6 protein-coding genes are annotated in these 12,890 nt (G+C 68.7%); 2 read left to right on the top strand and 4 right to left on the bottom strand.

Annotated features, from left to right (window positions below; genetic code table 11):
* The first annotated feature begins 205 nt into the window (after positions 1 to 205).
* The gene (locus tag H610_RS0100350; RefSeq protein WP_043237270.1) at positions 206 to 1,207 is read left to right on the top strand and encodes a TRAP transporter substrate-binding protein; all 1,002 of its coding nucleotides are present in this window, start codon (positions 206 to 208) and stop codon (positions 1,205 to 1,207) included.
* Between the two features lie 480 nt (positions 1,208 to 1,687).
* Here the strand turns inward: H610_RS0100350 and H610_RS0100345 are convergent, their stop codons facing one another.
* The 4 genes from H610_RS0100345 to H610_RS0100330 all read right to left on the bottom strand — a co-directional run bounded on the left by H610_RS0100345 (position 1,688) and on the right by H610_RS0100330 (position 10,671).
* Positions 1,688 to 3,145, bottom strand: coding sequence for an efflux transporter outer membrane subunit (locus tag H610_RS0100345; protein ID WP_028237871.1), 1,458 nt, complete (start codon positions 3,143 to 3,145; stop codon positions 1,688 to 1,690).
* The gene (locus H610_RS0100340) at positions 3,142 to 6,246 is read right to left on the bottom strand and encodes a multidrug efflux RND transporter permease subunit (RefSeq protein ID WP_028237870.1); all 3,105 of its coding nucleotides are present in this window, start codon (positions 6,244 to 6,246) and stop codon (positions 3,142 to 3,144) included. The genes H610_RS0100345 and H610_RS0100340 overlap by 4 nt, the downstream gene beginning before the upstream one ends.
* A 100-nt stretch (positions 6,247 to 6,346) precedes the next feature.
* Positions 6,347 to 9,424 (bottom strand): MdtB/MuxB family multidrug efflux RND transporter permease subunit, encoded by a 3,078-nt coding sequence (locus H610_RS0100335; protein WP_028237869.1) that lies wholly within the window; start codon positions 9,422 to 9,424, stop codon positions 6,347 to 6,349.
* Positions 9,421 to 10,671, bottom strand: a complete 1,251-nt coding sequence (locus tag H610_RS0100330) for an MdtA/MuxA family multidrug efflux RND transporter periplasmic adaptor subunit (RefSeq protein ID WP_028237868.1) — start codon at positions 10,669 to 10,671, stop codon at positions 9,421 to 9,423. Before H610_RS0100330 ends, H610_RS0100335 begins: the two co-directional genes overlap by 4 nt.
* Before the next feature lie 303 nt (positions 10,672 to 10,974).
* Here H610_RS0100330 and murJ point away from each other — a divergent pair, with 303 nt between their 5' ends.
* A complete protein-coding gene (gene murJ, locus H610_RS0100325) occupies positions 10,975 to 12,441 on the top strand; it encodes a murein biosynthesis integral membrane protein MurJ (protein ID WP_028237867.1) in 1,467 nt (488 codons plus the stop codon).
* The last annotated feature ends 449 nt before the right edge of the window (positions 12,442 to 12,890 follow it).

Below are 12,890 nucleotides of genomic sequence, written 5' to 3'. Positions count from 1 at the left end.
AGTCCACATGCGTGCGCCGCCACGTTTCCGTCATCCAACGCCCGCAGAGTGTGATCGAGTTCTGTTCTTGTGGCGGAGGCCGCGGAACTCGCTAAAAAGTGCTTTTGTTGGCGCCTGTGTTTTGGCATAAGCCTGATTGAACGCTCGTTCGGCCCGTCGAGGGCCTCTGCCAACCCGCCAAGAAAAAAAGAAAGGGACTTTTCAGATGATCAAGCCGATTCTGCTCGCCGCGTCCTGCGCGCTGGCGCTGATCAGCGCACCACTGCGTGCCGAACCCATCGTCATCAAGTTTTCCCACGTGGTCGCCGACGACACGCCCAAGGGCAAGGGGGCGCTGATGTTCAAGCGCCTGGTCGAGGAACGCCTCGGCGGCGAAGTGAAGGTCGAGGTCTATCCCAACTCCACGCTGTACGGCGACGCCGACGAGCTCCAGGCCCTGCTGGACGACAAGGTGCAGATGCTGGCGCCCTCGCTGGCCAAGTTCGAGAAGTACACCAAGCAGGTGCAGGTGTTCGACCTGCCCTTCCTGTTCGACGACCTCGACGCGGTCAACCGCTTTCAGCAACGCTCCAAGGGCCGCCAGTTGCTGCGCTCGATGGAGGATCACAACATCACCGGCCTGGCCTACTGGCACAACGGCATGAAGCAGCTCTCGGCGACGCGCGCGCTGCAGTTGCCCAGCGACGCTACCGGCCTGGCCTTCCGCATCCAGCCCTCGGCGGTGCTCGAGGCGCAGTTCGGACAACTGGGCGCACAGACCCAGAAACTGCCGTTCAGCCAGATGTTCGGCGCGCTCAGGGACGGCATGGTACAGGGCGCCGAAAACCCCTGGTCCAATCTCTACAGCCAGAACGCGCACACCGTTCAGCCGTACATCACCGAGACCAACCACGGGGTGGTGGACTACATGCTGATCGCCAACAAGCGCTTCTGGTATGGCATCCCCCATCGCACCCGAGTCGAGCTGGAAAGCATCATCGACGAGGTGACCTACATGGTTAACCAGGAAGCCGAGGCCCTGAACCAGGCCGATCGCGAGCGCATCCGCCAGGCCGGCACCTCGCAGATCATCAGCCTCACCTACGAGCAGCGCCAGGCCTGGCGCGAGGCGATGCGCCCGGTGTGGGAGCAGTTCGAGCCGATCATCGGCGCCGACATCATCCACGCCGCCCAGACCGTCAACCGCAAGCACCGCCAGGCCAACTGAGGCGCTGCGCGGCAGGCAGAAAGCGGGCCTCGCCTCGATGGGGGCGTCGCCGGGCTTCCCCGAAACCCGAGGCCAGTCTCCTGGCCTCGGGTTTTTCGTTATCCCGTCCTTACGGTTGTGACGCGTTCCGGGGCGGCGCGCATGCCGTGTCACCTCGCCGGTGCGGGCCACGCAGCCGATGGGCGTGACCTCGGGGCGGGAACCGCGAACGCCCCCTTCCGCTGCCAGGCCCGTTCGCGTCCAGGGTCGCTCCTACGTCCCGAGGTCTGGCCCCGCCTGTATGGGATGCTCTCTCGTAGTGCGCAGGTCGCTGCCACACCTGCAAGGCTCCACCTCACCCGGAGGTCGGTACCCAGCGAGCCCTGTGGGAGGCGCGCCCTCGCGGCGAATGCAGGCCTACCGTAGGTCAAAGGTTTCCCGGGACGTCCTCAGCCAAGTGACGACGTCCCGGCCACCGCCTGGCTTTTTTCCGGTTCCGGGTCAGCGCTCCTCGCCTTCGCCGAAGCGCGGCAGCTCGGCGGTGCTCCAGCCGCCCCCGAGCGCGGCGATCAGGCGCACGCTGGCGGTCAGCTGGTCGCCCAGCAGCAGCAGGCGGGTGCGTTCGGTATTCAGCGCGTTGGTCTGCAGGGTGGCGACGCTGAGGAAGTCGACGACGCCGGCGCGGTACTGGTTCTCGATCAGCCGCAGGGATTCGCGGGCGGCGTCCAGCGCCTCCTGCTGCACCACGGCTTCCTCGTCGAGCACGCGCAGTTGCACCAGGTAGTCCTCCACCTCGCGGAAGGCTTCCAGCACGGTCTGGCGATAGAGCGCGACCGTCTCGTCGTAGGTGGCCTCGACGCGCTCCAGCTCGGCCCGGCGCGAGCCGAAATCGAGCAGGGTCAGGGCCATCTGCGGCCCCAGCGACCAGAAGCGGTTGGGCACGCTGAACAGGTCGTTCAACGAGCTGTTCTGGTAGCCGCCGCTGGCCGAGAGCACCAGGTCCGGATACCAGGCCGCCTCGGCGGCGCCGATCAGCGCGTTGGCGGCGATGACCTGGCGCTCCACCGAAGCGATGTCCGGGCGCCGTTCGAGCAGTTCGCTCGGCAGCGCCAGGGGCACCGCCGGCAGGTCCGGAACACTGTCGCGGACGGCGATCTGCAACTGGGCCGGGGGCACGCCGACCAGCACCGCGATGGCATGCTCGAACTGGGCACGCTGCCAGGCGAGGTCGATCGCCTGGGCCTGCGCGCCCTTGAGCTGCGCCTGGGCCTGGGTGACGTCCGAGCGCGGCGCGATGCCGGCGCGGTACTGGTTCTCGGTCAGCCGCAGGGAGCGCTCGTAGGCCTCCACCGTGGCCGCGAGCAGGCGCCGCTGCTCATCCAGCACGCGCAACTGCAAGTAGGTCTCCACCAGCTCGGCCTGCAGGCTCAGGCGCACCGCGGCCAGCTCGGCGGCGCTGGCCTCGGCGTTCGCGCGGTTGGCTTCCAGGGTCCGGCGCAGGCGGCCCCAGAGATCCAGTTCCCAGCTGGCGCTGACCCCCGCTTCGTAGCTTTCGCCGACTCCGCCGCCACTGACCGAGGTGCTCGAGCGCCCCTGCCCGGAGCGCGTCGCCCCGGCGCTGGCCGACACGCCCGGGAACAACTGCGCGCGGGCACTGCGGATCAGCGCGCGGGCCTGCCGGTAGCGCGCCTCGGCCGCAGCGAGGTCCTGGTTGGACAGGTTCAGCCGTCCGACCAGGGCCGACAGCTCCTCGTCGCCGTAGAGCAGCCACCATTCGCCGCGCTCGATGGCGTCGCGCGGCGCGGCGGCCTTCCAGCCCTCGGCTTCCCTGAATTCGGCGGCGACCGGAAGATCCGGCCGCTGGTAGTTCGGGCCGAGGGTACAGGCGCCGAGCGACAGCGCGAACAGCACCAGCGCCACGGGGCGCAACGGCGAAGGGAACGGGTGCATCGGACTCATAGCGGGTTTTCCAGGGCGGCATCGCTGCGCACACCGCGCCAGCGGTTGAAGCGATGCCGCAGGTTGTCGAAATACAGGTAGACCACCGGCGTGGTGTACAGCGTCAGCACCTGGCTCAGCAGCAGGCCGCCGATGATGGCCAGGCCCAGCGGCCGGCGCATCTCGCTGCCCTCGCCGGTGCCGAACAGCAGCGGCAAGGCACCAAGGATGGCCGCCAGCGTGGTCATCAGGATCGGCCGCAGGCGCAGCAGGCAGGCGCGGTGGATCGAGTCGCCGGGCGCCAGCCCGTCCTGCCGCTCGAACTGCAGCGCCAGGTCGATCATCAGGATGGCGTTCTTCTTGACGATGCCGATCAGCAGGAACAGCCCGAGCAGCGAAATGAGGCTGAACTGGCCGCCGGTGAGGATGATCGCCAGCAGCGCGCCGACGCCGGCCGACGGCAGCGTGGAGAGGATCGTCAGCGGGTGGACGTAGCTCTCGTAGAGTATCCCGAGCACGATGTACACCAGCAGCAAGGCCCCGAGGATCATCAGCGGCTGGGCTTCCTGCGTCTGCTGGAAGGCGCTGCCGGTGCCGCCGAGCCGCCCCTGCACGTCGGTCGGCAGGCCGATGGCCGCCACCGCGCGCTCGATCGCCACGGTCGCCTGCTCCAGCGTCACGCCTGGCGCCAGGTCGAAGTCGATGTTCTCCGCGGCGAACTGGCCTTCGTGCTGGACGCGATCCTCCTCCAGGCTGCGTTCGTAGTGGGCGAAGGCCGACAGCGGCACCCGGCGGCCATCGCTGGTCACCACATGGATCTGCTGCAGCACCTCGGGGTATTCGGCGTAGCTGGGGTCGATCTCCATCACCACCTGGTACTGGTTCAACTGCTCGTAGATGGTGGATATCTGACGCTGGCTGAAGGCGTTGTTGAGCAGCGTGGTGACCGTGCTCATGTCGATGCCCAGCCGCTGCGCGGCGTCGCGGTCGACCTGCAGCAGCACCTGCTGGGCGCCCTCGCCCTCGTTGGCATCGATGCTGGTCAGCTCCGGCAGCGCCATCAGCGCGCGCGTCACCCGAGGCGTCCAGGTCCGCAGCGCGTCCAGGTCGCCGGAGAGCAAGGTGTAGGCATAGGCGGAACTGCTCTGGCGGCCGCCGCCGAACTGCAGGTCCTGGTCGGCCATCAGGAACAGCCGGCCGCCGGCCACCTTCGGCTGGTTGACCCGGATCCGCTCGATCACCTGCTGCGCGGACAGGCGCCGCTCGGCCAGCGGCTTGAGCCGTACGATCATGAAGGCGTTGTTGATGCCGCCCTGCCCGCCGACGAAGCCGGCGACGCTTTCCACCGCCGGATCGGCGAGCACCGCCTGGCGGTAGATTTCCATCTTCGGCTGCATGACCGCGAAGGAGAGGCCGTCGTCGCCGCGGATGAAGCCGGTCAGCTGGCCGGTGTCCTGCTGCGGCAGAAAGGTCTTCGGCACCTGGACGTAGAGCACGACGTTCAGCGCGATGGTCGCCAGCAGGCCGAACAGGGTCAGGCGCCTGTGGCGCAGCGCCCAGGACAGCGAGCGGTCGTAGCGCTCCAGCAGCCACTGGTGCCCGCGATGGCTGAGCCGGTGCAGGCGGCTTTCCGGCTGCGCCTGGTGCGATTTCAGCCAGCGCGCGCAGAGCATCGGGGTGAGCGTCAGCGAGACCAGCAGCGACACCAGGATGGCTGCCGCCAGGGTGATCGAAAACTCGCGGAACAGCCGCTCGACGATGCCGCCCATGAACAGGATCGAGATGAACACCGCCACCAGCGACAGGTTCATCGACAGCAGCGTGAAGCCGACCTCGCGGGTCCCGCGGTAAGCCGCCTGCAGCGGCGGCACGCCCTCGTCGATGTGCCGGGCGATGTTCTCCAGCACCACGATGGCGTCGTCCACCACCAGGCCGGTGGCCAGGATCAGCGCCATCAGCGACAGCACGTTGAGCGAGAAGCCGAACAGGTACATCACCGCGAAGGTGCCGACCAGCGAGACCGGCACCGCCAGCGCCGGAATCAGCGCGGTGCGCACGCGGCCGAGGAACAGGAACACCAGCACGATGACCAGGCCGATCGCGATCAGCAGCGTGCGCTCGGCCTCGTGCAGCGTGGCGCGGATCACCGGCGAACGGTCCATCGCCACGTTCAGCTCGACGCTCGCCGGGATCACCGCCTGCAGCGACGGCAGCTCGGCACGGATACCCTCGATGGTCTCGATGATGTTGGCGCCGGCCTGACGGTTGATGACCAGCAGCACCGCCTGTTCGTTGTTGAAGAAGCCGGCGTTGTAGCGGTCCTCCACCGCGTCGCTCACCCGCGCTACGTCGCCCAGGCGCAGCGTGGCGCCGTCCTGGTGGCGGATGATCAGCGGGGTGTAGTCGGCGGCCTCGTGGAGCTGGTCGTTGGCGCGGACCTGCCAGTGTCGCTGGCCGTCCTCCACCGAGCCCTTCGGCCGGCGCACGTTGGCTTCGGCGATGGTACGGCGCACGTCGTCCAGCGACACACCGTACTGCTCCAGCTGCTGCGGCTGCAGCTCGACCCGCACGGCCGGCAGCGAGCTGCCGCCGACCTGCACCTCGCCGACGCCGGGCACCTGCGACAGCTTCTGCGCCAGGATGGTGGAGGCCACGTCGTAGAGCTGGCCCTTGTCGAGCACCCTGGAGGTCAGCGATAGCACCATGATCGGCGCCTGCGACGGGTTGATCTTGCGGTAGCTGGGCATCGAGCGCATGCCGCTGGGCAGCAGGTTGCGCGCGGCGTTGATCGCCGCCTGGACGTCCCGCGCGGCGCCGTTGATGTCACGGTCGAGGCTGAACTGGATGATGATCCGGGTGTTGCCCTGGCTGCTGCGGCTGGTCATCTGGTCGACCCCGGCGATGGTGCCGAGCGCCCGCTCCAGCGGCGTGGCGACGCTCGACGCCATGATCTGCGGGCTCGCGCCCGGCAGGTTGGCCTGCACGGTGATGACCGGGAAATCCATGTTCGGCAACGGCGAGACCGGCAGCAGACGAAACGCCAGCAGGCCCAGCAGCACGATCGCGGCGCTCAGCAGCATGGTCGCCACCGGGCGGGCGATGAAGGGGGCGGAAAGGTTCATCGGGCAACAGCCGCTGGAGGCTGGAGGCTGGAGGCTGTACGAAGAGCCGAGGAGCCGCTTTTGCGTTCAGCCTCCAGCCTCCAGCGCTTTTTCGAAGCGCTCATGCCTGCGCCTCCTGCCCCGCCTCGTCCCGCCGGGCGAAGCGATTGCCGAGCCGGTCGAAGAACAGATAGATCACCGGGGTGGTGAACAGCGTCAGCAGCTGGCTGACCAGCAGGCCGCCCACCAGCACCAGGCCCAGCGGCTGGCGCAGCTCGGCGCCCGAGCCGCTGGCGAGCATCAGCGGGATGGCGCCGAACAGCGCCGCCAGGGTGGTCATCAGGATCGGCCGGAAGCGCAGCAGCGCGGCCTGGTAGATGGCGTCGCGCGGCGCCAGCCCCTGGTTGCGTTCGGCATCCAGGGCGAAGTCGATCATCATGATCGCGTTCTTCTTGACGATGCCGATCAGCAGGATGATGCCGATCACCGCGATCAGTCCCAGGTCGTTGCCGGTCAGCAGCAGCGCGAGCAGCGCGCCCACCGCCGCCGAGGGCAGCGTCGAGAGGATGGTGATCGGGTGGATGTAGCTCTCGTAGAGCACCCCGAGCACGATGTACATGGTCACCACCGCGGCGAGGATCAGCAGCAGCGTGCTCGACAGGGACGCGCGGAAGGCTTCGGCGGCGCCCTGGAAGTGGGTCTGGATCCCGGCCGGCATCTCGATCGCCCGTTCGGTCTCCTCGATCACCGCCACCGCCTCGCCCAGCGATACGCCCGGTGCCAGGTTGAACGACAGGGTGACCGCCGGGAACTGGCCGATGTGGTTGATCAGCAGTGGCGCCGCGCCCTGCGAGATGCGCGCCAGGCTCGATAGCCGCACCGGCGCGCCGTCGGCGCTGGCGACGAACAGCTGGTCGAGCGCCTGCGGACCAAGCTGGTTGCCCTGCGCGGCCTCCAGCACCACGCGGTACTGGCTGGCCTGGGTGAAGATGGTGGAGATCTGCCGCTGGCCGAAGGCGTCGTAGAGCGCGTCGGTGATGTCGCCGACCTGGATGCCCAGCCGCGCGGCGGCGTCGCGGTCGATGTCCAGGTAGACCTGCAGACCCTCGCTCTGCAGGTCGCTGGTCACGTCGCTGAGCTCGGGCCGCTCGCGCAGCGCCTCCACCAGGCGCGGCGTCCAGGTCTCCAGCAGCTCGCCGTCCGGCGATTCCAGGCTCACCTGATACTGCGTGCGGCTGACCCGGTCCTCGATGGAGAGGTCCTGCACCGGCTGCAGGTACAGCTGGATGCCCATCACCCGGGCCAGCTCGGGCCGCAGGCGTTCGATCACCTCGGCGGCGGTCAGGTCGCGCTCGCCGTGCGGCACCAGGTTGATCAGCATGCGGCCGCTGTTGAGCGTCACGTTGTCGCCGTCGACGCCGATGTAGGAGGACAGGCTGGCCACCGCGGGATCGGCCAGCACCACCTTGGCCAGCGCCTGCTGGCGCTCGCTCATGGCTTCGAACGAGATGCTCTGCGGCGCCTCGCTGATGCCCTGGATCACGCCGGTGTCCTGCACCGGAAAGAAGCCCTTGGGCACCGCCAGGTAGAGCAGCACGGTCAGGCCCAGCGTGGCCACTGCGACCAGCAGCGTCAGGGTCTGGTGGCCGAGCACCCAGCCGAGCCAGCGCCCGTAACCGCCTATCAGCCGCTCGACCCAGTCGGCCCGGCTTTCCTCGGTCTCGCGGCGCAGCAGCTTGGCGCACATCATCGGCGTCAGCGTCAGCGACACCACCAGCGAGATGAGGATGGCCACCGCCAGGGTGATGGCGAACTCGCGGAACAGCCGGCCGACCACGTCCTGCATGAACAGCAGCGGGATCAGCACGGCGATCAGCGAGAAGGTCAGCGACAACAGGGTGAAGCCGATCTGCCGCGCGCCCTTGAGCGCCGCCTGCAGGGGCGTCTCGCCCTCCTCCAGATGGCGGGCGATGTTCTCCAGCATGACGATGGCGTCGTCCACCACGAAGCCGGTGGCGATGGTCAGCGCCATCAGCGTCAGGTTGTTCAGCGAGAAGCCGGCCAGGTGCATCACCGCGAAGGTGCCGATCAGCGACAGCGGAACGGCAATCGACGGAATGATGGTGGCCGACAGGCGCTTGAGGAACACGAAGGTGACCATGACCACCAGCGCCACGGCGAGCAGCAGCTCGTGCTGCACGTCGGTGATCGCCGCGCGGATGGTCTGGGTGCGGTCGGTGAGCACGGTCACGTCGAGCCCCGCCGGCATGCTGGCGGTGATCTCCGGCAGCAGCGCCTGGATACGTTCCACCACCTCGATGACGTTGGCGCCCGGCTGGCGCTGGATGTTGATCAGCACCGCCTGGCTCTCGTCGGCCCAGGCGGCGAGCCGGTCGTTCTCCGCGCCGGCGATGATGGTCGCGACGTCCTTGAGCCGCAGTGCCGCACCGTTCTCGTAGGCGAGGATCAGTTCGGCATATTCCTCGGGCGAGCGCAGCTGGTCGTTGGCGTCGAGCATCGACACCCTCGTCGGGCCGTCGAAATTGCCCTTCGGCTGGTTGACGTTGGCGTTGCCGATCAGCGTGCGCACGTCGGCCATGGACAGGTTGTGCGCCGCCAGCGCCTGCGGATCGACCTGAATGCGCACGGCCGGACGCTGGCCGCCGGCAATGCTGACCATGCCGACGCCGCTGATCTGCGACAGCTTCTGCGCCATGCGCGTGTCGACCAGGTCGTGCAACTGCGGCAGGCGCAGGGTTTCGGAGGTGATGGCGAGGGTCAGCACCGGCGTGTCGGCGGGGTTGACCTTGTTGTACACCGGTGGGGCCGGCAGGTCGTTGGGCAGCAGGTTGGTCGCGGCGTTGATCGCCGCCTGCACCTCCTGCTCGGCCACGTCGAGCTTGACCTCGAGGGAGAAGCGCAGGGTGATGACCGAGGCGCCGCCGGAGCTGGTCGAGGCCATCTGCACCAGGCCGGGCATCTGCCCGAACTGGCGCTCCAGCGGCGCGGTGACGGCGCTGGTCATGACCTCGGGGCTGGCGCCCGGATAGAGGGTCAGCACGCGGATGGTGGGGTAATCCACCTGTGGCAGGGCCGAGACCGGCAGCAGCCGGTAGGCGATCAGGCCGGCGAGCAGGATGGCGACCATGCTCAGGGTGGTCGCCACCGGGCGCAGGATGAAGGGGCGCGACAGGTTCATCGGGCCGGGCGCTCGCCGCTCTTGCCGCCCACTACCGGATTGTCGGCCGCCGTTTCGTCGGTCGCCAGGTTGTCCACCACCTCGACCTCGGCGCCGTCACGCAGACGATCGGTCCCCTCCAGCACCACCCGTTCGCCGGGCGCGAGGCCGTCCTCCACCACGGTCACCGCGCCGTCGCTGGGGCCGGTGGTGATGCTGCGCAGTTCAACCTTGTTGTCTTCCTTGACCACGTAGACGAAGGTGCCGCGGGTGCCGAACTGCACCGCCGCCGAAGGCGCGAGCGTGGCGCCTTCGAGCACCTGGGCGCGCAGGCGGATGTTGACGAACTGGTTGGGAATGAGCATTTCCGCCTCGTTGTCGAAACGGGCCTTGAAGCGCAGCGTGCCAGTGGCGGTGTCGATCTGGTTGTCCAGGCTCTCCAGCACGCCCTCGCCGTACAGCACGCGCTCGCCGCGGTCCCAGGCCTGCACGCCGAGCGGGTTGCCCTGGCGGAAGCGCGACACCACCAGCGGCAGGTCGGCCTCGGGCAGGGTGAAGGCGATGGCCATCGGCTGGGTCTGGGTGATCACCACCAGCGGCGTCTCGGCGTTGGCCGTGACCAGGTTGCCGACGTCCAGCTGGCGCAGGCCGAGGCGGCCGGCGATCGGCGACTTGATCTGGGTGAATTCGAGGTTCAGGCGCGCCTCGTTGACCGCCGCCTGATTGGTCGCCACGGTGCCTTCGTACTGCGCCACCAGCGCCTGTTGGGTGTCGAGGGTCTGCTTGGCGATGCTGTCCTCGGCATACAGGCCCTTGTAGCGCTCCAGGTCGACCTTGGCGTTGCGCAACTGGGCGCGGCTCTGCGCCAGCGCGCCCTCGGCCTGCTGCAGCGCCACCCGGTAGGGGCGCGGGTCGATGATCGCCAGCAGCTGGCCGGCGTCGACCCGCTGGCCTTCCTCGAACAGCACCTCCATCAGCTCGCCGCCGACGCGGCTGCGCACGCTCACCGTGTTCAGCGGCGTCACCGTGCCGAGAGCCTTGTGGTAGACCGGGAAGTCGCCCTGCCGCACCGCCTCCACACGCACCGGCACCGGCCCGCCGAAGGCGCCGAAACCGGGACGCCCGCCGGGGGCGCCCGGTCGGTTGCCGGCCCCTTCTCCGCCCCCGCTGGGCCACAGCCACCAGGCCAGCAATGCAGCCACGGCAAGGGCGGCCAGAACGAACAGCCAACGGCGGCCGGACCCGGCCCTGGAAGCGAGATTGGTCATGAAAACGCGATCACTTTTGAAGGAGGGTGAACCATAAGCAGTCGATGGACGGCAGCAAAGGGCATTTACGGCATTTTTACGTATCGGCGCTTGTCGGTCGCGGCCCGGAACCTGGCGCCGGGCGGCCAGTCTATTGAGCGCGGCCCCGGCGCAGATCGGCGGAGCCGCTGAGGTCATGCACGTCGAAACGGACGCTGCCGTGCCGCAACAACTGCCGTTCGCATCGCCCGCAGCGGTCGATGCCGGGCATCCTGCCACAGACGGGGTGCCCGTCGGTGTTCGACTTGCACTCGGAATCATGGAATGAATGCATCGCTGATCATCCTGGCGCTGACCGTCGCCAGCTTTCTCCTCGGTTTCCTGCGTGACCTGTTCATCGCCCGCGCCTTCGGCCTCAGCTGGCAAGCCGACCTGATCTTCGTCGCCCTGATCCTGCCGCTGTTCTTCGAGAACTTCCTCGGCCTGGCGCTGCGCGACGCCATGATTCCCTACCTGCAGCGTTTGCGCGGGCAGTCCGAGGCGCTGTTCCAGGCGGTCGGCCGCTGGCTCTACTGGCGGGTGGCCTGGATGGGCGTCGCCGTCTGCGTGGCGGCCATCGCCGGCAGCTACTGGCTGCTCAACACCCTGGCGCCCGGCTGGACGCCGGCGCAGATCAGCGCCGGGCAGCCGGTGTTCGCCGTCGGCGTGCTGCTGATCGCCGTGCAGGCGGTGCTCTACTGCCAGGGCGCCCTGCTGAACATGGACAAGGTCTTCGTCATGCCGATGACCCGCACCATGCTGCTCAACGCCGGCGCCATCGTCGGCATTCTGCTGCTCGAGCCCAGCGGCATGGTGATCTTCGTCGGCATGCTGGTGCCGCAGGTGGCGCTGATCCTCGTGCAGCACCAGCGGATCGGCTATCTAAACCGCGCGCCGAGCGTCGACACCCGCGGCCGCGGCGGCGAATTCGGCCTGGCCTTCGCCCCCGTGCTGCTGGCCGCCGGCGCCCAGCAGGCGTGCATCCTGGCCGAGCGGATGTTCGCCTCGTTCCTGCAGGAAGGCAGCATCACCATGCTGTCGTTCGCCTTCCGCATCGTCACCATCCCGCTGACGCTCTATGCAATGTCGATCCTCTCGGTGCTGTTCCCGCAGTTCACCGAGAGCTGGAACGCCCATGACCATGCGGGGCACGCGGCTGTGGTCCGCAAGGGGCTGCTGGCGACGCTGCTATTCCTGGTGCCCGCCGCGGTGGTGCTGTGCTCCTTCCCCGAGGCGGTGGTGGCGGTGCTGCTCGAGCGCGGCCAGTTCGGCAGCGCGCAGACCGAGGCGACCGCCTCACTGGTGGTCGCCTACGCCGCCGGCCTGCCGGCCATGGGGCTGGCGCTGCTGTGGGGCCGCGCCCTGCTCGCCCAGCATCGGGCGCGGGCGTTCCTCGGCATCATGCTCGCCAGCTCGGCGCTGACCATCGGCCTGGACGCCGCGCTGCTGCGGCCCTACGGGGCCGAGGGGCTGGCGGTCGCGTTCTCCGTCGGCGCCGTGGTACAGGCGCTGGCGATGGGCCTGTTCGTCTACCGGGTATCGCCGGCGGGGCTCGGCATTCCGGTGCTGGCGCGCTGGCTGGCGGTGGCCGTCTGCCTCGGCGTCGGGCTGCACTACCTGCCGAAGCCCGAGGGGTTCATCGAGCTCTGCCTGTACATCGGCCTGGCGCTGGTGGCCTTCATGAGCGGCATCCTGGCGCTCGGGGAGCGCGACCTGTTCCGCCGCAGCTACTGGTCGATGAAGCGCGTGTGAGCTCCAGCTGGGAGAGGGGCGCGGCAGCGCTGCCTGCGACGGCATCCCAAGCGAAGATCGCGGTCGAGACGGCCGCTTGCCGTAGGAACGAGGAGACGCCCAGTCCCTGTGCGCGAATCCTCCCTCATCCGACCTGCGCCCACCTTCTCCCGGGGGAGAAGGGAAAAGCCCGGCACGGCCTGAGAGCTCGCCCGAGACGCGCCCCGGCTGGCGACGTCGCCGCGAGGGCACGCAATCCACAGGGATGGGGTGAATGCCGCAAGCCCGTCCGGAACGGGAGCGGCCTCCCACAGGCGCCGGCGGGCAGCGCTTGCCTTTGCGGGAGGCCCGGCCTCGGGGCGATGAGCGCTGTGGGGTCTTGAAGCGCGAGCCTTTCTTATCCAGCCGGCGGCCACCTTCTGCCGCCCACGAAAAAGGCCGCGTTCGCGGCCTTTCCGGGTTGCCAGCGT

This window comes from Stutzerimonas azotifigens DSM 17556, assembly GCF_000425625.1.
Lineage (GTDB): Bacteria > Pseudomonadota > Gammaproteobacteria > Pseudomonadales > Pseudomonadaceae > Stutzerimonas > Stutzerimonas azotifigens.
This window is presented reverse-complemented; position numbering and strand designations above follow the sequence as displayed.